Consider the following 21,242-nt stretch of genomic DNA (forward strand, 5'->3'; position numbering starts at 1 on the left):
GGATTGCATAACGACAGCCTGATGCCCAAGACGCTCCATGAGATTCCCCGCGAGCGCCCCGCCACGCCCCTGCTCGACCGCGCCTCTTCGCCGGCCGAACTGCGCCGGCTGGGCGAGGCGGACCTGGAAACCCTGGCCGACGAGCTGCGCCAGTACCTGCTGTATACCGTCGGCCAGACCGGCGGTCATTTCGGCGCCGGCCTCGGCGTGGTCGAGCTGACCATTGCCCTGCACTACGTCTTCGACACTCCGGACGACCGCCTGGTCTGGGACGTCGGCCACCAGGCCTATCCGCACAAGATCCTCACCGAGCGCCGCGAGCTGATGGGCACCCTGCGCCAGAAGAACGGCCTGGCGGCCTTCCCGCGCCGCGCAGAGAGCGAGTACGACACCTTCGGCGTCGGCCACTCCAGCACCTCCATCAGCGCCGCCCTGGGCATGGCCATCGCCGCCCGCCTGCAAGGCAAGGAGCGTAAGTCGGTGGCCGTGATCGGCGACGGTGCGCTGACCGCCGGCATGGCCTTCGAGGCACTCAACCACGCCTCGGAAGTCGACGCCGACATGCTGGTGATCCTCAACGACAACGACATGTCGATCTCGCACAACGTCGGCGGGCTCTCCAACTACCTGGCGAAGATCCTATCCAGCCGCACCTATAGCAGCATGCGCGAGGGCAGCAAGAAGGTGCTCTCGCGCCTGCCCGGGGCCTGGGAGATCGCCCGGCGCACCGAGGAATACGCCAAGGGCATGCTGGTCCCCGGCACCCTGTTCGAGGAGCTCGGCTGGAACTACATAGGCCCGATCGACGGCCACGACCTGCCGACCCTGGTGGCTACCCTGCGCAACATGCGCGACATGAAGGGCCCGCAGTTCCTCCATGTGGTGACCAAGAAAGGCAAGGGCTTCGCCCCGGCCGAACTGGATCCGATCGGCTACCACGCGATCACCAAGCTGGAAGCTCCCGGCAGTGCGCCGAAGAAGACCGGCGGACCCAAGTATTCCAGCGTCTTCGGCCAGTGGCTGTGCGACATGGCCGCCCAGGACGCGCGCCTGCTCGGCATCACCCCGGCGATGAAGGAAGGTTCCGACCTGGTGGCCTTCAGCGAACGTTATCCGGAACGCTACTTCGACGTCGCCATCGCCGAACAGCATGCCGTGACCCTGGCCGCCGGCATGGCCTGCGAGGGCATGAAGCCGGTGGTAGCGATCTACTCGACCTTCCTCCAGCGCGCCTACGACCAGTTGATCCATGACGTCGCCGTGCAGCACCTCGACGTGCTGTTCGCCATCGACCGCGCCGGCCTGGTCGGCGAGGACGGCCCGACCCACGCCGGTAGCTTCGACATCTCCTACCTGCGCTGCATCCCCGGCATGCTGGTGATGACCCCCAGCGACGAGGACGAGCTGCGCAAGCTGCTCACCACCGGCTACCTGTTCGATGGCCCGGCCGCGGTGCGCTATCCGCGCGGCAGCGGCCCCAACCATCCGATCGATCCGGACCTGCAACCGGTGGAGATCGGCAAGGGCGTGGTCCGTCGGCGCGGCGGCAGGGTCGCACTGCTGGTCTTCGGCGTGCAGTTGGCGGAGGCGATGAAGGTCGCCGAAAGCCTCGACGCCACGGTCGTCGACATGCGTTTCGTCAAACCCCTCGACGAAGCCCTGGTACGCGAATTGGCGGGCAGCCACGAACTGCTGGTGACCATCGAGGAAAACGCCGTGATGGGCGGCGCCGGCTCGGCGGTCGGCGAGTTCCTCGCCAGCGAGGGCCTCGAAGTCCCGCTGCTGCAACTGGGCCTGCCCGACTACTACGTCGAACACGCCAAGCCCAGCGAGATGCTCGCCGAATGCGGCCTGGATGCCGCGGGCATCGAAAAGGCAGTACGCCAGCGTCTCGACCGGCAGTAGCGCCAAACCCAGCGACAACGGCGGATAACCGCGTTGCGGTTATTCGCCCTACCCCCCAATTGCCGTAGGGCGAATAACGCCACCGGCGTTATCCGCCGATACACCACCATACCGACATGCCCCGCCGACTGGCAGCGATAACCGCGTTGCGGTTATTCGCCCTACCCCCCAATTGCCGTAGGGCGAATAACGCCACCGGCGTTATCTGCCGATACACCACCATACCGACATACCCCGCCGACTGGCAGCGATAACCGCGTTGCGGTTATTCGCCCTACCCCCCAATTGCCCGTAGGGCGAACAACGCCGCCGGCGTTATCCGCCGATACAGCGCGCGATACCGGCAAGCATTCAGCGCGCCCCGGCGAGCGAGCGGCAGAGTTTCTCGGTCGCCGCCAGCATGGCGAAGCTCGGCCGCTCGAGGTTCTTGTCTTCGATCCGGTACAGCTGTCCGCGCCGCGTCGCCGCCAGCGCCGGCCATTGCCGCCAGAGTTCGAGCTGGGCGTGACTGCCGGCGACGATGACCGCCGGATCGCGCGCCAGAACCGCCTCGACGCTGACCTGCGGCGCCGGCTGCGGCAGGTCGCCGAATAGGTTCTCGGCGCCGCAGACGCGCAGCGCATCGCTGATCACCTGGCGTCCGCCAATGGTGTACAGCGGCCGGTCCCAGACCTGGTAGAACACTTTCAGCGGCTTGTCCCGCCGGTAGCGCTCGGCCAGGCGCCGCATGCCTTCGCGGAACCTGGCCGACAACCGCTGGCCGGCCTCGGCCTCGCCCAATGCCTCGCCCAGCGCAGCCAGTTGCAGGGCCAGTTCGTCGAGGCTGTGCGGTTCGGCGATGAAGAGGGCGATGCCGAAGTCCCGCAGGCGCTGCAACTGCGCCTCGGGCACGCTGCCGGGCCAGACCAGGATCAGGTCGGGCTGCAGTTCCAGCAGGCGTTCGAGATTGACCTGGCCGTAGCGGCCGACGGAAGGCAGGTCGCCAATCGCCGCCGGACGCTCGCCGCCATCCAGCACGCCGACCAGGCGGCGCGCTGCGCCGAGTTCGAGGACGCTGTCGGTCAGCGAAGGCGCCAGGCTGACCACCCGCTGCGCCGCCCCGGCGGAAAGGCTGAGGAGCAGGCAGGCGAGCAGCCAGAACGAGCGCATCAACCGAGTTGACGCGGAATACGGTAGAGCCAGAACAGCACCAGGCTGGTGACCCCGAGCAGGATCAGCGCAACGCCGTTGAGCCCGGCGAACACACCCGGCACGCCGATCCAGGCCGGCAGGCTGGCGCCGAACAGGGCCTTGCGGCGCACCTGCGCCAGACGGGTCCAGGCGGCGGCTTCCTCCGCTGTATCCAGCGCTTTCTGGGTGGCGATGAGACCACGCTTGTAGGCACCGAACAGCGGCAGGTTGACGAACATCGACAGCAGCGCGGCGATGAACAGCGGCATCGCCAGGCCATGGGGAAGGGGTTGCAGTTCGCCGAGGAAGAACTCGACCAGGATCAGCGGCAACAGCGCCAACGCCAGTTGCAACCACCAGGCACGTCCCAGCGCGCCGCGGGCTTGCTGGCGACTCACGTGGTTTCCGCCTCGCCCTGGTGCAGGCTGCCGAGCATGTGCCCGAGCTTGCCGGCCTTGGTCGCCAGGTAGCGCCTGTTGTGCTTGTTCAGGCCCTTTTGCAGCGGCACGCGCTCCGCCACGGTGATGGCGTAGCTTTCCAGCGCCTTGACCTTGCGCGGATTGTTGGTCATCAGGCGCAGGGAGGAGACGCCCAGGTGCGCGAGCATCGGCTGGCACATGGCGTAGTCGCGCTGGTCGGCGCCAAAACCCAGTTGCAGGTTCGCCTCGACGGTGTCGGCACCGCCATCCTGCAATTCATAGGCACGGATCTTGTTCAGCAGGCCGATGCCGCGACCTTCCTGGCGCAGGTAGAGGAGCACGCCGCGGCCCTCCTCGGCGATGGCGGCAAGCGCGCCTTCCAGCTGGAAACCGCAATCGCAGCGCAGGCTGAACAGCGCGTCGCCGGTCAGGCATTCGGAATGCAGGCGACCAAGCACCGGCGCGCCATCGGCGATGTCGCCCATGCTCAGGGCTACATGTTCCTTGCCGCTCTCCTCGTCGAGGAAACCATGCATGGTGAATTCGCCGAAGGGAGTCGGCAGTTTGGAGGCGGCGACGAACACGACGGACACCGGGGAACTCCTAGGGAAACGGAAGTCCGCCATTGTACCAGCAGCGTCCGGCGCCCGGTCAGCTCGAAATGCCGCAAATACCTATCGAGATGGACGATGAATAGAACCCCGGGTTATGAGCGAGCGACATTCAATGCTTGGCCTCGATAAGCAGCATTCCCTGTTCCTCGCGCCAACGCACCCGGTTGAGGAAACTCATGCCGAGCAGGGCTTCGGTCGGATAGCCACCCTCGATCACCGCCGCCTCGACACCCAGCAACTCGATACCGCCGATCTTCACCCGGTCCAGGGTCACCCGCCAGCCGCGCGAGGTTCCGCTGGCAGTGGAGGCGACCATCGGCTTGCCGTCCACCCGGTAATCGATACCCAGGCGGCGCGCCTCGTTCTCGTTCATGGCGATGCTGGTGGCGCCGGTATCCACCAGGAACTGCATGTTCTGCCCGTTCACCGAGCCAGCCACCCAATAGTGCCCGCCCGTACCGCGGGCGATGCTGAAGCTTTGCCGCTGCGGCGCCGAATAGCCTGCCTCGTTGTATTCGCGGCTCAGTTCGTAGGTGCGCTCGACGCCGTCGATCCGCAGCACCGCCTTGCGGCTGTCGGCGCTGACCACCTGGACGCCCTGCGGGCCGGTCTGGCCGACCCTGACCAGCTTGCGCTGGCCATCGACGTTGAGTACCGCCGCGCCGGGGAACAGGCCGACCACGAACACCTGGGGCGCGGCCAGCGAGGACAACGCGAGAACGCTGGAAAACAGGGCGACGCACAGCCGCAGCATGATCACTCCTTGGGTGGCAGGATTGCCTTCAACGGCGCATAGGGCCAGTTCCAGCGGGCGAAGATCCGCTCCAGCTCGCCGCTGGCATGCAACTGCCGCATGCGCCGGTCGAACAGCGCCAGCAGCTCACGGCCCCTGGGGGAATCGGAGAAGCCAAGATACAGCGGCAACCGAGTGACGTCGGTGATGCGGTACTCAGCCGCCAGCGCTCCGGCCCCTGCGAGCATTTCCTCGAGTTCCGGACGCGAATCGATGAAATAGTCGACCCGGTGGTTGAGCAGCATCGGCAGCGCCGAGGTGCGGCGCTGCAACTCGCTGTGCGGGGTCAGGGTAGGGAAATAGCGGGCGAAGGCGTAGCCACGCATCCATGACAGGCGGAACCGGCTCAGGCCCTCCAGTGGCGGCGGCGGATTGTCTTTCAGGGAAAGCACGGCGATCGGATCGACGTCATAGGGCCAGCGAGGATAAAGCGCTTCGTCGATTTCCCCGCGGTAGGCGCCGACCCAGGCGTCGGCCTCGCCGCGCAGGACCAGGCCGACCGCCCGGGTATAGGGCTCGTTGGCGATCCGCAGGCGTACCCCGGCCGGCTCGTAGACGGCCCGCAACAGGTCCCAGGCCACCCCGCGACCGTCCTCCTGGGTGTAGCGCGTCCAGGTTTCGCTGACCACGCGGATCTCGCCCACGGAGGGGGCGGCGGAAGCGACGCCGGGCAGCAGCCACAGGCAGCAGAACAGGACGAGCAGACGCATGGGAGGCCTCAGACCAGCCAGTGTACCCATCCCCAGACTAGACCCTGCATGACCAGCCAGGCGAATACCCCGGCCAGGACGTCGTCGAGCATGATCCCGACGCCGCCGTGCACGTTGCGGTCCACCCAACTGATCGGCCAGGGCTTGAGAATATCCACGATGCGGAACACGACGAAGCCGATCAGCAGCCACCACCAGCCCTCCGGCACCAGCCAGAGGGTTATCCACATGCCGACCATCTCGTCCCAGACGATGCCTTCGTGGTCGTGCACGCGCAGGTCGTCGGCGACCTTGCCGCACAGCCAGAAGCCGAACAGCATGGTCACTCCCAGCATCAGCCAGTAGCCCCAGTCCGGCAGCATCTGCCACAGCGGGATGAACGGGATGGCCACCAGCGACCCCCAGGTGCCCGGCGCCTTGGGCAGGGTGCCGGAGCCGAAGCCGAAGGCGAGGAAATGCCAGGGATTGCGCCAGACCGACGGCGGCACCGGCTGCGCCGGCGCCTGATCAGGATGCTCAGTCACGTTGGGTTCCGAAATGTTGGTAACCGGCCGCGGCCGGTATGAGTTCCTTTCCGTCGGCGTCGAGCAGGCGCACCCCCTGTCCCGCCTCGACCCGGCCGATGACGGCCGTGGCCGGCCACGCGGCGCGAATCTCGCCAAGGTACTCAGGCGGCAGGGTGAAAACCAGCACGTAGTCGTCGCCGGCGGCCAGTTGCTGGCGCAAGGCTTCCTCGCCGGCGAGCAGGCCGCTCAACGCGGCGCTTGCCTGCAAGCGCTGGCATTCGACCAACAGGGCAACGCCGGAAGCGCGGGCGATATGCCCGCAGTCGGCGAGCAGCCCGTCGGAGATGTCCAGGGCGGCGCTGGCCTTGCCGCGCAGGGCGAGGCCCAGACCGAATTGCGGGGCCGGCGTCCAGTAGCGCGCCAGCAGCGGTTCGGCCACCTCGGCGGGCGCCGATCTTCGCTCCAGCACCAGTTCCAGCGCCGCTCCAGCCTCGCCGAGCGGGCCCCCGACGCAGAGCAGGTCGCCCGGGCGCGCACCGGCGCGGGTCAGCGCCTGGCCGGCCGGCACCCTGCCGAATACGGTCAGGGTCATGCTCAGCGGGCCGCGCGTGGTGTCGCCGCCGACCAGGGCCAGGCCGCACTGCCGGGCCATGGCGTCGAGGCCGCGGGCGAAGCCCTGCAACCACTCGGCGTCGGCCTGCGGCAAGGTCAGGGCCAGGGTGAAGGCCAGGGGCGCGGCGCCCATCGCCGCCAGGTCGCTGGCGGAGACCGCCAGGGCGCGCTGGGCAAGAAGGAAAGGGTCGCAACCGGCGGGAAAATGCACGCCTTCCACCAGGGTATCGGTGGAGACCGCCAGTTGTTCGCCGGCTGGCGGCGCCAGCAGGGCGCAGTCGTCGCCGATGCCGAGGGTCACGTCCGCCGCCGGCGCCGCGCAGGCGGCCGCGGCGAAGAAGCGGCGGATCAGCTCGAACTCACCCATGACGCCGCCGGCGCGGGATCAGCGCTTGCCGCCGCGCAGCTCGGCGGCGCGCAGGCGCGGCGCCAGCTTGTCGAGCACGCCGTTGACGAACTTGTGGCCGTCGGTGGCGCCGAAGGTCTTGGCCAGCTCGATGCCCTCGTTGATCACTACCTTGTAGGGCACGTCGATGCGGTTGCGCAGCTCGTAGGTGGACAGCCGCAGGATGGCCAGCTCGACCGGGTCGATCTCGGCCAGCGGGCGGTCCAGGCAGGGCTCGAAGGTGGAGTCCAGCTCGCTCTTCTGTCGCGGCACGCCGTGCAGGATCTCGTGGAAGTAGGCGCCGTCGACCTCGGAGAAGTCGTTGTCGGTGCGGAACTGCGCCTCGATCTCGTGCAGGGGCTGGCCGGCGATCTGCCAGGAGTACAGGGCCTGGACGGCCAGGCTGCGGGCCTTGCGGCGAGCGGCGGTCTTGCCTTTCGGCGGCTTGGCTGCCGGGTTGCCGCTGTCTTGATTGCTCACTTGGCCTCCAACTGCGCCAGCAGGCTGACCATTTCCAGGGCCGACAACGCGGCTTCGGCGCCCTTGTTGCCGGCCTTGGTGCCGGAGCGCTCGATGGCCTGCTCGATGGAGTCGACGGTGAGGACGCCGAAGGCGACCGGGATGCCGAACTGCAGGGACACCTGGGCCAGGCCCTTGGTGCACTCGCCAGCCACGTATTCGAAGTGCGGGGTGCCGCCACGGATCACCGCGCCGAGGGCGATGATGGCGTCGAAGCCGCCTTGCTGGGCGACCTTCTGGGTCACCAGCGGGATCTCGAAGGCACCCGGGGCGCGGATGATGGTGATCTCGCTTTCAGCCACGCCGTGGCGGACCAGGGCGTCGACGGCGCCGCTGACCAGGCTTTCCACGACGAAGCTGTTGAAGCGGCCGACCACCAGGGCGTAGCGGCCTTTGGGGGCAATGAAGGTACCTTCGATGGTCTTCAGGGTCATGAGCAGGTCTCATCTGTTAAAGAGCCGGGACGCCGTTGCGCCCCGAGCGAAAAGGGTCGAAAGGTCCGTCCAGCATAGCGCCCACCGCGATCTTGCACGCGGCGGGCGGGACAGGCCTTATTCGGCGGGCAGGTATTCTACAACTTCCAGGTCGAAACCGGATATCGCATTGAAGCGCATCGGCGCACTCAGCAGGCGCATCTTGCGCACGCCGAGGTCGCGCAGGATCTGCGAACCGGCACCGACGGTGCTGTAGGTGGTGGTGGCCTTGGGCGCCGGAGCCGGCGCCGAAGCGATCTCGCGGACATGGGCGAGCAGGTCGTCGCCGCCGATCTGGTGACCGAGCAGCAGCACCACGCCGCTGCCCGCCTCGGCGACCTTGGTCATCGCCGCGCGCAGGCTCCAGCGGCCCGGCTGGTTGACCTGCAGCAGGTCGCGCAGCGGGTCCATGTTATGCACGCGAACCAGGGTCGGCTCTTCCGCGCAGACCTTGCCGAGGGTCAGCGCCAGGTGCACGTCGCCCTCCACCGAGTCGCGGTAGGTGATCAGGTTGAAGTGGCCCAGTTCGCTGTCGAGCGGCTGCTCGGCGATGCGCTCGACGGTGCGCTCGTGGATCAGCCGGTAGTGGATCAGGTCGGCGATGGTGCCGATCTTGATCCCGTGCTCGGCGGCGAACGCCTCCAGTTCGGGCCGACGAGCCATGCTGCCGTCGTCGTTCATCACCTCGCAGATCACCCCGGACGGCTCGAACCCGGCCATCCGCGCCAGGTCGCAGGCCGCCTCGGTGTGCCCGGCGCGAGCCAGGGTACCGCCTGGCTGGGCCATCAGCGGGAAGATGTGGCCGGGGCTGACGATGTCGGCGGCCACGGCGTTCTTCGCCGCCGCAGCCTGCACGGTGCGGGCGCGGTCCGCGGCGGAGATGCCGGTGGTGACGCCCTCGGCGGCCTCGATGGAGACAGTGAACTTGGTGCCGAAGCCGGAGCCGTTGCGCTGCACCATCAGCGGCAGGCCGAGGCGCTCGCAACGCTCGCGGGTCATCGGCATGCAGACCAGGCCGCGGGCATGCTTGACCATGAAGTTGATGTCTTCGGTGCGGACGCATTCGGCGGCCATGATCAGGTCGCCTTCGTTCTCGCGGTCCTCGTCATCCATCAGGATGACCATCTTGCCTTGGCGGATGTCTTCGATCAGTTCGTCGATCGTGTTGAGTGCCATGGGCACCCCCTTATGCAATTCGTGGGTTACTTGAGAAAACCGTTCTCGGCGAGAAACGCTTCGCTGATGCCGGAGGCGCTGGGCTCGGCGGCCTTGTCGCCAAGCAGCAGGCGCTCCAGGTAACGGGCCAGCAGGTCGACCTCGAGGTTGACCCGGCGTCCGGGCTGGTACTCGGCCATGATGGTTTCGCTGAGCGTATGCGGGACGATGGTCAGCTCGAACTCCGCGCCGTTCACCGCGTTCACCGTGAGGCTGGTGCCGTCGACGGTGATCGAGCCCTTGTGCGCGATGTACCTGGCCAGTTCGCGCGGGGCACGCACGGTGAACTGGATGGCGCGGGCGTTCTCCTCGCGCTTGAGCACCTCGCCGACGCCGTCGACGTGGCCGCTCACCAGGTGTCCGCCGAGGCGGGTGGTCGGCGTCAGGGCCTTTTCCAGGTTCACCCGGCTGCCCACCTTCAGGTGCTGGAAGGCGGTGCGCGCCAGGCTCTCGCGGCTGACGTCGGCCCAGAAGCCATCGCCGGGCAGTTCCACCGCGGTCAGGCAGACGCCGTTGACCGCGATGCTGTCGCCGAGCTTGACGTCGCCCAGGTCGAGCTTGCCGGTGGCGATGTAGACCCGCAGGTCGCCGCCCTTGGGCGTCATTGCGCGGACGCTGCCGATCGACTCGATTATGCCGGTGAACATGCGACCTCCCGTTTTTCCGCCGCACAGGCGCGCAGCATGGCCGGCGCGACGCCGAGCGGCCTGCGTGCCATAGCGCGGGTATTCCAAGATGAAGACATATGACGAACTCCTGTTTCGTGAAAAACAGGGCTTTTTGGATCGAAGGGGATCTTGCGGGCGCACAGGGTACGCCCAGGCAGGCAATCCCGTTCTCTCTTTATCCGGACTATGACCGTCGGCCCCGGAATCGCACCGGGTCTGCTGACCTTGTCGTCCGGCGGTGGCCGGTCCGGCAAGCGCTCGCGGGCTAGGCGCCTTGCGCGCCATTACCGCCGGTGGGGACTTTCACCCCGCCCTGAGAACGTTACGGCCACCGAGATGGCCGTGTGGCGTTTTACCACAGTTGCGCCGCTTGTGCATCGTCCGCCGCGTCGCCGCGCAGCGAAGTTCAGGCGTCCCGCGGATGGGGCCGCGCGGTGACCAGCCAGTCGTCGCCCACCGCGCGGATGTCGTCGATCCGCAACTGCGCCGCATCGGCCATCCGCGCCAGCGGCCAGTCGAGCAAAGGACGGGCGCTGGAGCCGAGGAACTTCGGCGCGACGAACAGCCGGTACTCATCCACCAGCCCCAGCCGGGCGAAGGCGCCGGCCAGACGCGGGCCGGCCTCCACCAGCACTTCGTTGGCGCCGCGCGCCGCCAGTTCCAGGAGCAGCTTGTGCAAATCGACGTGGCCCTCAGCGGAGGGCAGCGCCAGCAGTTCGTGGCCGGCGTCCTGGAAGCGTTCGCGCGCCGAGGCGGCGGCGCAGGTCGCCACCAGCGCCGGACCGGCCTGGTAGAACGCCGACTCCAGCGGCACCCGCAGGCGCCCGTCGACCAGCACCCGCAACGGCTGGCGAGCCGCGGCGAGCGCGGTAAGCTCGGCGTTCAGGCCCAGTTCGTCGGGGCGTACGTTGAGCCGCGCATCGTCCGCCAGCAGCGTATCGGCGCCGGACAACACCACGCTGGAGCGAGCGCGCAAGCGCTGCACCGCCGAACGCGCGGAGGGCCCGGTGATCCACTGGCTTTCCCCGCTGGCCATGGCGGTGCGCCCGTCCAGGCTCATCGCCAGCTTGACCCGGACGAACGGCAGGCCATGTTCCATGCGCTTGATGAAACCGATGTTGAGTTCCCGCGCCTCGGCTTCGAGGACGCCGCTCTGCACCGCGATGCCGGCCTGCATCAGACGCAGCAGGCCGCGACCGGCGACCTCGGGGTTGGGATCCTGCATCGCCGCGACCACCCGCGCCACCCCGGCGCCCACCAGCGCATCGGCGCACGGCGGGGTGCGGCCGAAGTGGCTGCAGGGCTCGAGGGTCACGTAGGCGGTGGCGCCGCGTGCATTCTCGCCGGCCTGGCGCAGGGCATGGACCTCGGCGTGCGGCTCGCCGGCGCGGACGTGCCAGCCCTCGCCGACCACCTGGCCGTCCTTGACCAGCACGCAGCCGACGCGCGGATTCGGATGGGTGGAGTACAGCCCCTGGCGCGCCAGTTCCAGGGCGCGGGCCATGTACAGCGGGTCGGCGGCGTTCATTCCTTGGCCGGCTCGCGGGCGAGGCGTTCGATCTCCTCGCGGAATTCGTTGAGGTCCTGGAAGCGCCGGTAGACCGAGGCGAAACGGATGTAGGCGACTTCGTCGAGCTTCTGCAGCTCGGCCATCACCAGTTCGCCCAGCACCCGCGACTTGATCTCGCGCTCGCCGGTGGCGCGCAACTGGTGCTTGATGTGGCCGATGGCCGCTTCCAGGCGCTCGACGCTGACCGGACGCTTCTCCAGGGCGCGCTGCATGCCGGCGCGCAGCTTGTCCTCGTCGAACGGCTGGCGGCTGCCGTCCTGCTTGATCAGGCGCGGCATGACCAGCTCGGCGGTCTCGAAGGTGGTGAAGCGTTCGCCGCAGGCCAGGCACTCGCGGCGCCGGCGCACCTGATCGCCCTCGGCGACCAGTCGCGAGTCAATCACTTTGGTGTCATGGGCACCGCAGAAGGGACAATGCATGGTGCTGATACAGGCGTAGCTGAAGGAAGCCGCATGGTAGCGCATCCGCGCCCGACCGAGCACCCGCAGAATCGACCGGCGCCGGCACGCTGGGAAAGGCGAGAGGAATCGGACGTTGCGGACTACGCGAAGCGCGACAAGAATCACACTTTGCGCTATACAAGCGCCGCCCGGATTCCACCGCTATGGAGCAGCCCATGACCCTGCGCCCGATCGCCCTGCTGGCCGTCCTTCTCCTCGCCGCTTGTTCCAGCGACAAGCCGAAGCCTGCGCCAACGCCGCAAGCTTCGCGCAGCGTGACCATGGTCGAGCCGGTGCTACCGGCCCACCTGCGCGAGCTGAGCGGAACGCTGAGCAGCATCCAGGGCAGCCTGCCACGCGGCAGCGAGGTGCAGATGGCACTGCTGGTGATCGACGAGCGCGACCGTCCACAGCGGCTGCTGGCCAGCGAGACGGTGCTGGCCACCGGCGAACTCATGCCCTTCCGCCTGCCGTTCAACCCCGAATCCTTCCCGCCGGCCGGTGGCGCGCTGCGCGTCGAACTGCACGCGCGGGTGATCCAGTCCGGCCAGTTGGCCTGGCGCCTGCATCCGTTGCGGATCGCCCAGCCGACCACCCAGTCCCTCGGCGAACTGCGCCTGGTACGCGCGCCGTGACGGCACCGCAAGCCCTGACCCAGGCGCTGGGCGAGCTGCTCGGCGACGCCCGGCTCAGCGCCACCGCGCTGCCCGGCACCGACCTGCGCCTGTGGCTGATCGACGCGCAGAACATGGACCGCCAGTTCAGCCCGGAGGAAACCCGCCGCATCCTCGAAGAGCCGCCGTACTGGTGCTTCTGCTGGGCCAGCGGGCTGGTCCTGGCGCGCTGGCTGGCGGAGCGCCCGCAGTGGGTCCGCGACAAGCGCGTGCTGGACTTCGGCAGCGGCTCCGGGGTGGCGGCGATCGCCGCGGCCCGCGCCGGCGCCGCCGAGGTGGTGGCTTGCGACCTGGATCCCCTGGCGCTGGCAGCGAGCCGGGCGAACGCCGAACTGAACGGAGTGGAGCTGAGCTATTCGGCGGACTTCTTCGCCGAGGACGATCGCTTCGACCTGATCCTGGTGGCCGACGTGCTCTACGACCGCGCCAACCTGCCGCTGCTCGACCAGTTCCTCAGCCGCGGCCGCCAGGCGCTGGTCGCCGACTCGCGGGTCCGTGACTTCCGTCATCCGCTGTACCGGCGCCTGGACGTGCTCGACGCCTGTACCTGGCCGGACCTCGCCGAGCCCGCCGAATTCCGCCTGGTCAGCCTGTATCACGCCGAACGCGGGCAAGCCTGAGGCACGGGCTTGTTTGCGCGCGGCGCGCCCCCACTTATAGTGGTCACCACCTTGCGTTTCCGAGAATCGACATGAGCGATACGCCCTACATCTTCGACGTCACCGGCGCCAACTTCGAGCAGTTGGTCATCGAGAACTCGTTCCACAAGCCGGTCCTGGTGGACTTCTGGGCCGACTGGTGCGCCCCGTGCAAGGCGCTGATGCCACTGCTGGCGCAGATCGCCGAGTCCTACCAGGGCGAATTGCTGCTGGCCAAGGTCAACTGCGACGTCGAGCAGGACATCGTGATGCGCTTCGGCATCCGCAGCCTGCCGACCGTGGTCCTGTTCAAGGATGGCCAGCCGGTCGACGGTTTCGCCGGCGCCCAGCCCGAATCGCAGATCCGCGCCCTGCTCGAACCCCATGTGAAAGCACCGGCGCTGCCCGACGAAGACCCGCTGGAAGTGGCCCAGGCGCTATTCGCCGAAGGCCGCATCGGCGACGCCGAAGCGACCCTGAAAGCCCTGCTGGCGGAGAACAACGAGAACGCCGCGGCGCTGATCCTCTACGCCCGCTGCCTGGCCGAGCGCGGCGAACTGGAAGAGGCGCAGGCCATCCTCGACGCGGTGAAGAGCGACGAGCACAAGCAGGCCCTGGCCGGCGCCCGCGCGCAGCTGACCTTCCTGCGCCAGGCTGCCGACCTGCCCGACAGCGCAGAGCTGAAGAGCCGCCTGGCGGCCGATGCCGGCGACGACGAGGCAGCCTACCAGTTGGCCGTCCAGCAGCTCGCCCGGCAGCAGTACGAGGCGGCCCTGGACGGACTGCTCAAGCTGTTCCTGCGCAACCGCGGCTACCAGGACGACCTGCCGCGCAAGACCCTGGTGCAGGTCTTCGACCTGCTTGGCAACGACCACCCGCTGGTCACCGCCTACCGCCGCAAGCTGTACCAGGCGCTCTACTGAGTCGCCGAGCCCCGTCCGCGGGGCTCAGTCCTCCAGCCAGACGAACACCTGGGTGCCGTCGACCACCTCGACCTTGACCCGGGCGTCGTGCCGCAGGCGCACAAGCAGTTGCTTGGCGGCGCCGGCATTGCCGCTGAACCCCTCCAACTCCGCCAGCAACTGCGGCCCCTCGATCCGCCCGCTGCCGCGCAGCAGGTCCTGGGCGGTCTGCCACAGGCGATCCACCGGCGCTGCCGGCGCCGGCGCCCTGGCCGCCGCGACCTGCGGCTCGCCCAGCGGCGGCGGGGGCACGTGTTGCGCCAGCTGGCGCCAATCCTCGGCGTCCAGTTCCAGGGTCAGGTCCACCGGCCAGTCGCCGATGCTTCCGCGAATCCGCACCATCTCGTTTCTCCACAAGCGAATCGCGCCATGCTCCCACGTCGGCGCGTAGGGGGCCAAATCGGCCAGGCTAGGCAGGCGGAAAAATTCGTTATAACGTAACAAACTCTTTTCCTTCCTTGCCGGAGTCCCGTTCATGCGCCCACTGCTGTTAGCCCTCGTCTTGCTGCCGTTCGCCGCCCAGGCCCATGACGACCACGACCATGACCACGCCCATGGCAGCCTGGGCAAGCACGAGCACGGCGTCGCCCAGTTGAACGTGGCGCTGGACGGCAAGACCCTCGAACTGGAGCTGGACAGCCCGGCGATGAACCTGGTCGGTTTCGAACACGCCGCCAGCACCGACGCGGACAAGGCCGCCGTGGCCAAGGCCCGCGCGCAGCTGGAAAAACCGCTGGAGCTGTTCGCCCTGCCAGTCACCGCCGGCTGCTCGGTGGCCAGCCAGGAACTGCGGAGTCCGCTGTTCGGCGACAAGGCGCCGGCCCACGCGCACAAGGAGAAGGCAGGCCACGAACACGAACACGGTCATGCCGATATCCACGCCCATTACCAGCTCAGTTGCGAGAAGCCCGAGCTGCTCAAGCTGCTGACCCTCGCCGAGTTCTTCAAGCGCTTCCCCGCCACCCAGAAAATTCAGGTACAACTGATCGGTCCCGACGGCCAGAAAGGCGCCGACCTGGCTCCGGCCAGCGCCGAGCTGAAGCTGTAGGATCGTTCCGGAGGCGCCGCGAGGGATTCGGCGCGGCGCCCCTCCATCCATTCTCGAGGCTCCGGCGGAGCGTTCCGCCCCTACCCCCATGAGCGCACTGATCACCCTGACCAACCTCGGCTTCGCCTGGCCCGGCCAGGCGGAGTTGCTGGACATTCCCAGCTTCCATCTCGAACGCGGCGAGAGCCTGTTCCTCAAGGGGCCTTCCGGCAGCGGCAAGACCACCCTGCTCGGCCTCCTCGGCGGCGTGCAGAAGCCCGGCCGCGGCAGCATCCGCCTGCTCGGCGAGGACCTGGAAAAGCTGTCCGCCGCGCGCCGCGACCATTTCCGCGTCGACCACACCGGCTACATCTTCCAGCAGTTCAACCTGCTGCCATTCCTCTCGGTACGCGAGAACGTCGAGCTGCCCTGTCACTTTTCCGCGTTGCGCCGTCAGCGCGCCCGCGAACGCCACGGTAGCCCGGCGCAGGCCGCCAGCCATCTGCTCGGCCAGCTCGGCCTCGGCGGCGAACTGCACGAACGCCGCGCCGACAGCCTGTCCATCGGCCAGCAGCAGCGGGTCGCCGCCGCCCGCGCGCTGATCGGCCAGCCGGAGCTGGTGATCGCCGACGAGCCGACCTCGGCGCTCGACGCCGACAGCCGCGAGGCGTTTCTCCAGTTGCTCTTCGCCGAATGCCGCGAGGCCGGCGCCAGCCTGCTGTTCGTCAGCCACGACCAGAGCCTGGCCGGGCTGTTCGACCGCAGCCTGTCCCTTTCCGATCTCAACCGCGCCGCCCGGCCGGCAGGACTCTGAGCATGTATCTCTTCCGACTGGCACTGGCCAGCCTGGCCAACCGCCGCTTCACCGCCCTGCTGACGATCTTCGCCATCGCCCTCTCCGCCTGCCTGCTGCTCGCGGTGGAGCGGGTCCGCACCGAGGCCAAGGCCAGCTTCGCCAGTACCATCTCCGGAACCGACCTGATCGTCGGCGCGCGCTCCGGCTCGGTGAACCTGCTGCTCTACTCGGTATTCCGCATCGGCAACGCGACCAACAACATCCGCTGGGACAGCTACCGGCACTTCGCCGAAAACCCGCGGGTGAAGTGGGCGATCCCGATCTCCCTCGGCGACTCGCACCGCGGCTACCGGGTAATGGGTACCGATGCCGGCTATTTCGAGCACTACCGCTACGGCCGCGGCCAGGAACTGCAACTGGCCGAGGGCCGCGCCTTCGGCCAGGACCTGTTCGACGTGGTGCTCGGCGCCGAGGTGGCCGAAGCCCTGCACTACAGGCTCGGCGAGAAGATCGTGCTGGCCCATGGGGTGAGCACGGTGAGCCTGGTCAAGCACGACGACAAGCCGTTCACCGTGGTCGGCATCCTCCAGCGCACCGGTACCCCGGTGGACCGCACCCTGCACATATCCCTCGCCGGCATGGAGGCGCTGCACGTCGACTGGCGCAACGGGGTGCCGGCGATGGGCGCCGGGCGCGTCAGTGCCGAGCAGGCGCGGCACATGGACCTGCAACCACAGGCGATCACCGCGTTCCTGGTCGGCCTGAAGAGCAAGGTGGCGACCTTCGCCCTGCAACGCGAGGTCAACGACTATCCCGGCGAACCGCTGATGGCGATCCTCCCCGGTGTCGCCCTGCAGGAACTGTGGGGCCTGATGGGCACCGCCGAGAAGGCACTGTTCGTGGTCTCGCTGTTCGTCGTCCTCACCGGCCTGATCGGCATGCTCACGGCGATCCTCACCAGCCTCAACGAGCGCCGCCGGGAGATGGCCATCCTGCGCTCGGTGGGCGCGCGCCCCTGGCACATCTTCGGCCTGCTGCTGGCCGAGGCCTTCAGCCTGGCGCTGGCCGGCGTCGCCCTCGGCCTCGGCCTGCTCTACCTCGGCATCGCCGCCAGCCAGGGCTACGTCCAGGCCAACTACGGCATCTACCTGCCGCTGGCCTGGCCGAGCGACTATGAGTGGAGCCTGCTCGGGGCTATCCTGGCGGCCGCCGTGCTGATCGGCTGCGTGCCGGCCTGGCGCGCCTACCGCCAGTCCCTGGCCGATGGCCTGTCGATCCGCCTATGACCCGGAGATATTCCCCGATGCTGCGCTCCCTGACCGTCCTCCTGCTGGCTTTCGCCCTGCTCCTGGGCAGTGCCGTGGCGCGCGCCGCGCCGCGCGAACTGACCTGGTCGCAACTGATCCCGGCCGGCGCCCCGCCCGCCCCGGCGCCGCTGCCGATCCACGACCTCGCCAACGCCCTCAGCGAAGCCGGTCCGGCGGCCAGCCAGCAGAGCCCCAACGCCCCGGTGGTGAAGGCACTGGACGGCATCGAGGCCAAGCTGCCGGGCTACATCGTGCCGCTGGAAATCAGCGAGGCCGGGCTGGTCACCGAGTTCCTCCTGGTCCCCTACTACGGCGCCTGCATCCACGTACCGCCGCCGCCGTCGAACCAGATCGTCTACGTGAAGACCGCCAAGGGCGTGCAGATGGACGAGTTGTACCAGCCGTTCTGGGTCGAGGGCACCTTCAAGGTGGAGAACGCCAGCAGCGAGCTGGCGGCGGCCGGCTACCGCATGCAGGCGAGCAAGGTGACGCCCTACGAATACGAAGGTGGCTGAACGACATGCGACAATCCGCCGCGCCATTTACGTTGCGGCGGTCACATTTGCTCCTAGGATTGATTGAGCTGTGTCAAGGAAGGCAACTGTTAGCTGGCTGACCATTAGCAGCACCAACACTTTCTAATACAAGGAATGGAGCTCATCATGCGTAAGTCCTGGCTTACCGCTTCCCTGCTGGCCCTCACCGTCGCCTCCCCGTTCGCCGCTGCGGATATTCAAGGACACAAGGCCGGTGACTTCATCATCCGTGGCGGCTTCGCCACCGTCGATCCCGACGACAGCAGTTCCGACATCAAGCTGGACGGCGCCAAGCAGCGCGGTACCAAGGCGACTGTCGACAGCGACACCCAGCTCGGCCTGACCTTCACCTACATGTTCGCCGACAAGTGGGGCGTGGAACTGGTCGCCGCCACTCCGTTCAACCACCAGGTCGACGTCAAGGGCCTCGGCCCGGGCCTGGACGGCAAGCTGGCCGACATCAAGCAACTGCCGCCGACCCTGCTGCTCCAGTACTACCCCATGGGCGGTACCAACAGCGCCTTCCAGCCCTACGGCGGCCTGGGCGTGAACTACACCACCTTCTTCGACGAAGACCTCGCCAGCAACCGCAAGGCGCAGGGTTTCAGCAGCATGAAGCTGCAGGACTCCTGGGGCCTGGCCGGCGAACTGGGCTTCGACTACATGCTCAACGAGCACGCGCTGTTCAACATGGCCGTCTGGTACATGGACATCGACACCAAGGCCAGCATCAACGGCCCGAGCGCCCTGGGCGTCAACAAGACCAAGGTCGACGTGGACGTCGATCCGTGGGTCTACATGATCGGTTTCGGCTACAAGTTCTGAGTCGTAGACTGTCGCGGGGCTTGCGCCCCCAACGGGAAAAGGCGCCTTCGGGCGCCTTTTTTCATCCTGCGGAAACGGACCCCATGTACCTCTGGCTGAAGACCCTGCACATCACCTTCGCCCTCAGCAGCGCCGCCCTGTTCGTCTGGCGCCTGGCCTGGAACTGGTCGGGGCGCAAGGCCAGCGGCATCCGCCGCTGGGGACCGCACCTGGTGGACACCCTGCTGCTGCTCAGCGCGCTCGGCCTGGTGCACCTGGCGATGCCCTGGCCGCTGCCGCTCTGGCTGCTGGCGAAGCTGGGGCTGTTGCTGGGCTACATCGTCTGCGCGGCGTTCGCCCTGCGGATGGCGCGGGGCCCCGGCAAGGGCCTGCTCAGCGTCCTCAGCCTCACCCTGCTGGGCGGGATCTTCTACCTGGCGCTGAACAAGCCCTGGTGGTGATCAGCGGCCGAGCAGGCGCGCCAGGCCCACGCCCATCGGCGTCGGCTGGTCGAAGCGGAAACGCCGCAGCAGGCGCTCGTTGTTCGCCCACGAATGCCTGATGTCACCGGCTCGCGCGTCGGCGTGGGTCACCGGCGGCAGGCCACCGAGCACCTGGCCGATCTCCGCCAGCAACTGCTTCAGGCTGATGCTGCGATTCAGGCCGACGTTCACCGCCCCGGGTTCCACCGCCGTCGCCTCCAGCGCCTGGACCAGGAAATCGACCAGGTCGGCGACGTAGATGAAGTCGCGGGTCTGCTCGCCGTCGCCGAACACGGTGATCGGCGTCCCCTTCAGGGCGCGCTCGGTGAATATGCTGATCACCCCGGAATAGGGCGAGGACGGGTCCTGGCGCGGCCCGTAGACGTTGAAGAAGCGGAAGATCGCCGGCTCCAGCCCATGCTGGCGCCGATAGAAATCGAGGTAGTACTCGCTGGCCAGCTTGTCCGACGCGTAGGGCGTCAGCGGCGACTTCGGGGTGTCTTCGTCGATCGCCGTGCCTTCGCCGTTCTGCCCGTAGACCGCTGCGCTGGAAGCGAACACCACGCGCTTCACGCCCTGCTCGCGCATCGCTTCGCAGAGGTTCAGGGTGGCGATGAAATTGCTCTGGTGGGTGGCGACCGGGTCGTCCACCGAGGCCTGTACCGAGGCGACCGCGGCCAGGTGGGCGACCGCCGCGCAGCCCTTCAGGGCGGCCGCCAGGGTCGCCGCGTCGGCGGCGTCGCCTTCGAGCAGCTCTACCCGTTCGTCGTCCAGGGGCAGGTTGTCGCGCTTGCCGGTGGACAGGTTGTCCAGCACACGCACGCGGTAGCCGCGCGCCAGCAGCGCGTCGGTCAGGTGGGAGCCGATGAAACCGGCGCCGCCAGTGATCAGGATGGGGCGTTCAAACATGCCTGTAGTACCTGTCCAATAGAGCCGGCAAACCTGCGCGCCAGGCGCGCGGCTTGATGCCGAAGGTGTGGAGGATCTTCTTGCAGACCATCACCGCGTGCTGCGGCTCGTCGAGCGCGTCCGGGCGCGCGGCATGGGCCTCCGCCGAAGGCTCCTGGATCAGGTTGGAGCGATAGATACGCGCCTCGTTGAGGATCACCTGTCCCAGCGCCAGGGTGGTGGTCGCTTCCAGTCCGCCGTAGTGGTAGGTGCCCCACAGCGGCGCCTGGCAGTCGAGCTGCTTGAGCACCGAGAGCACCACCCGCGCGGCGTCGTCCACCGGCGTCGGGTTGCCGCGCCGGTCGTCGGCGAGGAACAGCGGCTGCGGTTGTTCGGCGCGGCTGAGGAAACGTCCCAGCAAGCCGTTCGGGCTTTCGTCCAGCAGCCAGCCGAAGCGGATCAGCACATGTCGCGGGCAGGCCGCGCGCACGCTCTGCTCCATGCGCCAGAGCGCCTGGCCACGCAGGCCCAGCGGAAGGGTCTCGTCCTTCTCGCTGTAGGCGGTGGCGCGGGCGCCGTCGAAGACCCGGTAGCTGGACGGCTGGACCAGCAGGATCTCGTAGTGCTGGCAGAGTTCCGCGAGGCGCTCGACGGCGCGCTCCTGGGCGCCCAGGCGCTCCGCCTCGACCTGCTCGGCCTGGAACCAGTCGTGGTAGAAGGCGAGGTTGATCACCGCGTCGGGGCGCGTTTCGTCCAGCAGGGTGGTGAGGCTGGCGGCATCCCAGCCCTGCTCGGGTGGTCTGGGCGCGAGGAAACCGATGTCTTCCTCCGCCCCTAGGCGGATCAGCGCCTGTCCAAGGGCATTACCGCCGCCCAAAAGCATCAGGCGCATTCGCATGGTGTAGGGGGGCACTCGAAATCTGATAGTGAATAGCGACGCGGCGCACGCCCCAAGGCAATGACATCCTGCGCCTCGCTGGCGACATGAAAGGTGCGGGCATCGGGTGCTGCTTGTCGCGGCAGGTACCCCGGACAGCGCCGCCGTTATTTTCATGCAACCTGACACGCCGCATTCTTGCTGTGCCTCCGGTGAAGCGTCAAGCATTCACCGGGCCAGCTCCGCCAGCGG

Annotated in this window: 26 protein-coding genes and 1 riboswitch; of the genes, 10 read left to right on the forward strand and 16 right to left on the reverse strand. The window is 68.0% G+C overall.

The genetic code is table 11. The features are described 5' to 3' along the window. Positions 1-21 precede the first annotated feature (21 nt). A complete protein-coding gene (gene dxs, locus LJF27_RS25705) occupies positions 22-1,905 on the forward strand; it encodes a 1-deoxy-D-xylulose-5-phosphate synthase (RefSeq protein WP_003102816.1) in 1,884 nt (627 codons plus the stop codon). A gap of 351 nt (positions 1,906-2,256) precedes the next feature. Here dxs and LJF27_RS25710 read toward each other — a convergent pair whose 3' ends face one another. The 13 genes from LJF27_RS25710 to nrdR form a co-directional block, all read right to left on the reverse strand. Beyond that, positions 2,257-3,054 (reverse strand): cobalamin-binding protein, encoded by a 798-nt coding sequence (locus tag LJF27_RS25710; protein ID WP_003102817.1) that lies wholly within the window; start codon positions 3,052-3,054, stop codon positions 2,257-2,259. Continuing rightward, the gene (locus LJF27_RS25715; RefSeq protein WP_003102818.1) at positions 3,054-3,473 is read right to left on the reverse strand and encodes a hypothetical protein; all 420 of its coding nucleotides are present in this window, start codon (positions 3,471-3,473) and stop codon (positions 3,054-3,056) included. Before LJF27_RS25715 ends, LJF27_RS25710 begins: the two co-directional genes overlap by 1 nt. Continuing rightward, positions 3,470-4,087, reverse strand: a complete 618-nt coding sequence (gene ribA, locus LJF27_RS25720) for a GTP cyclohydrolase II (protein WP_003110510.1) — start codon at positions 4,085-4,087, stop codon at positions 3,470-3,472. Before ribA ends, LJF27_RS25715 begins: the two co-directional genes overlap by 4 nt. 130 nt (positions 4,088-4,217) lie before the next feature. After that, positions 4,218-4,862, reverse strand: a complete 645-nt coding sequence (locus LJF27_RS25725) for a TIGR02281 family clan AA aspartic protease (RefSeq protein WP_003093301.1) — start codon at positions 4,860-4,862, stop codon at positions 4,218-4,220. 2 nt (positions 4,863-4,864) lie between these two features. Beyond that, positions 4,865-5,611 (reverse strand): substrate-binding periplasmic protein, encoded by a 747-nt coding sequence (locus tag LJF27_RS25730; RefSeq protein WP_003102821.1) that lies wholly within the window; start codon positions 5,609-5,611, stop codon positions 4,865-4,867. A gap of 8 nt (positions 5,612-5,619) precedes the next feature. Further along, positions 5,620-6,135, reverse strand: a complete 516-nt coding sequence (locus LJF27_RS25735) for a phosphatidylglycerophosphatase A (RefSeq protein WP_003093304.1) — start codon at positions 6,133-6,135, stop codon at positions 5,620-5,622. Then, the gene (gene thiL, locus LJF27_RS25740) at positions 6,128-7,096 is read right to left on the reverse strand and encodes a thiamine-phosphate kinase (protein WP_023117171.1); all 969 of its coding nucleotides are present in this window, start codon (positions 7,094-7,096) and stop codon (positions 6,128-6,130) included. The genes LJF27_RS25735 and thiL overlap by 8 nt, the downstream gene beginning before the upstream one ends. An 18-nt stretch (positions 7,097-7,114) precedes the next feature. After that, a complete protein-coding gene (gene nusB / locus LJF27_RS25745) occupies positions 7,115-7,594 on the reverse strand; it encodes a transcription antitermination factor NusB (protein WP_003093308.1) in 480 nt (159 codons plus the stop codon). Continuing rightward, entirely contained in the window at positions 7,591-8,067 is a 477-nt protein-coding gene (gene ribE / locus LJF27_RS25750; protein ID WP_003093311.1) for a 6,7-dimethyl-8-ribityllumazine synthase, read from the reverse strand. Before ribE ends, nusB begins: the two co-directional genes overlap by 4 nt. A gap of 117 nt (positions 8,068-8,184) precedes the next feature. Beyond that, entirely contained in the window at positions 8,185-9,282 is a 1,098-nt protein-coding gene (ribBA, locus tag LJF27_RS25755) for a bifunctional 3,4-dihydroxy-2-butanone-4-phosphate synthase/GTP cyclohydrolase II (protein WP_003093313.1), read from the reverse strand. Positions 9,283-9,308: 26 nt separating this feature from the next. Beyond that, positions 9,309-9,968, reverse strand: coding sequence for a riboflavin synthase (locus LJF27_RS25760; protein WP_003093316.1), 660 nt, complete (start codon positions 9,966-9,968; stop codon positions 9,309-9,311). A 183-nt stretch (positions 9,969-10,151) separates the two neighbouring features. Then, a riboswitch (FMN riboswitch) is annotated at positions 10,152-10,314 on the reverse strand. A gap of 81 nt (positions 10,315-10,395) precedes the next feature. Beyond that, positions 10,396-11,517: a bifunctional diaminohydroxyphosphoribosylaminopyrimidine deaminase/5-amino-6-(5-phosphoribosylamino)uracil reductase RibD gene (ribD, locus tag LJF27_RS25765; RefSeq protein WP_003107179.1), complete on the reverse strand. Its 1,122-nt coding sequence runs from the start codon at positions 11,515-11,517 to the stop codon at positions 10,396-10,398. Continuing rightward, positions 11,514-11,978: a transcriptional regulator NrdR gene (gene nrdR, locus LJF27_RS25770; RefSeq protein WP_003107181.1), complete on the reverse strand. Its 465-nt coding sequence runs from the start codon at positions 11,976-11,978 to the stop codon at positions 11,514-11,516. The genes ribD and nrdR overlap by 4 nt, the downstream gene beginning before the upstream one ends. 185 nt (positions 11,979-12,163) lie before the next feature. Between nrdR and LJF27_RS25775 the strand changes: the two genes are divergently transcribed. The 3 genes from LJF27_RS25775 (at position 12,164) to trxA (ending at position 14,234) form a co-directional block, all read left to right on the forward strand. Beyond that, a complete protein-coding gene (locus LJF27_RS25775; protein ID WP_003113050.1) occupies positions 12,164-12,634 on the forward strand; it encodes a YbaY family lipoprotein in 471 nt (156 codons plus the stop codon). Further along, on the forward strand, positions 12,631-13,293 hold the full coding sequence (locus LJF27_RS25780; protein WP_003119123.1) for a class I SAM-dependent methyltransferase: 663 nt from the start codon (positions 12,631-12,633) through the stop codon (positions 13,291-13,293). Before LJF27_RS25775 ends, LJF27_RS25780 begins: the two co-directional genes overlap by 4 nt. A 71-nt stretch (positions 13,294-13,364) precedes the next feature. Further along, complete coding sequence (trxA, locus tag LJF27_RS25785; protein ID WP_003105274.1) at positions 13,365-14,234, forward strand: thioredoxin; 870 nt, start codon at positions 13,365-13,367, stop codon at positions 14,232-14,234. A gap of 24 nt (positions 14,235-14,258) precedes the next feature. On the opposite strand, the gene LJF27_RS25790 is transcribed toward trxA, so the two are convergent. After that, on the reverse strand, positions 14,259-14,615 hold the full coding sequence (locus tag LJF27_RS25790; RefSeq protein WP_003105273.1) for a hypothetical protein: 357 nt from the start codon (positions 14,613-14,615) through the stop codon (positions 14,259-14,261). Positions 14,616-14,748: 133 nt separating this feature from the next. On the opposite strand from LJF27_RS25790, the gene LJF27_RS25795 reads away from it, so the two are divergent. From LJF27_RS25795 to LJF27_RS25820, 6 genes are all read left to right on the forward strand, one after another. Beyond that, on the forward strand, positions 14,749-15,321 hold the full coding sequence (locus LJF27_RS25795; RefSeq protein ID WP_003105271.1) for a DUF2796 domain-containing protein: 573 nt from the start codon (positions 14,749-14,751) through the stop codon (positions 15,319-15,321). An 88-nt stretch (positions 15,322-15,409) separates the two neighbouring features. Continuing rightward, the gene (locus LJF27_RS25800; protein ID WP_003093325.1) at positions 15,410-16,114 is read left to right on the forward strand and encodes an ABC transporter ATP-binding protein; all 705 of its coding nucleotides are present in this window, start codon (positions 15,410-15,412) and stop codon (positions 16,112-16,114) included. A 2-nt stretch (positions 16,115-16,116) separates the two neighbouring features. Next, positions 16,117-17,382, forward strand: coding sequence for an ABC transporter permease (locus LJF27_RS25805; RefSeq protein WP_003118230.1), 1,266 nt, complete (start codon positions 16,117-16,119; stop codon positions 17,380-17,382). A 17-nt stretch (positions 17,383-17,399) separates the two neighbouring features. After that, entirely contained in the window at positions 17,400-17,918 is a 519-nt protein-coding gene (locus LJF27_RS25810; RefSeq protein ID WP_003105266.1) for a DUF3299 domain-containing protein, read from the forward strand. Positions 17,919-18,065: 147 nt separating this feature from the next. After that, entirely contained in the window at positions 18,066-18,764 is a 699-nt protein-coding gene (gene oprG, locus LJF27_RS25815; RefSeq protein ID WP_003093337.1) for an outer membrane protein OprG, read from the forward strand. 83 nt (positions 18,765-18,847) lie between these two features. Further along, complete coding sequence (locus LJF27_RS25820) at positions 18,848-19,204, forward strand: SirB2 family protein (protein ID WP_003093338.1); 357 nt, start codon at positions 18,848-18,850, stop codon at positions 19,202-19,204. Here the strand turns inward: LJF27_RS25820 and LJF27_RS25825 are convergent, their stop codons facing one another. Together LJF27_RS25825 and LJF27_RS25830 are read right to left on the reverse strand one after the other, a co-directional pair. After that, positions 19,205-20,134 carry an NAD-dependent epimerase/dehydratase family protein gene (locus tag LJF27_RS25825; protein ID WP_023115081.1) on the reverse strand — a complete coding sequence of 310 codons (930 nt, stop codon included), beginning with the start codon at positions 20,132-20,134 and terminating at the stop codon, positions 19,205-19,207. Then, positions 20,127-21,011, reverse strand: coding sequence for a dTDP-4-dehydrorhamnose reductase (locus LJF27_RS25830; RefSeq protein WP_023115080.1), 885 nt, complete (start codon positions 21,009-21,011; stop codon positions 20,127-20,129). Before LJF27_RS25830 ends, LJF27_RS25825 begins: the two co-directional genes overlap by 8 nt. Positions 21,012-21,242 lie beyond the last annotated feature (231 nt).

Origin of the sequence: Pseudomonas sp. 203-8, from assembly GCF_020708595.1 — a bacterium.
Taxonomy (GTDB): Bacteria; Pseudomonadota; Gammaproteobacteria; order Pseudomonadales; family Pseudomonadaceae; genus Pseudomonas; species Pseudomonas aeruginosa.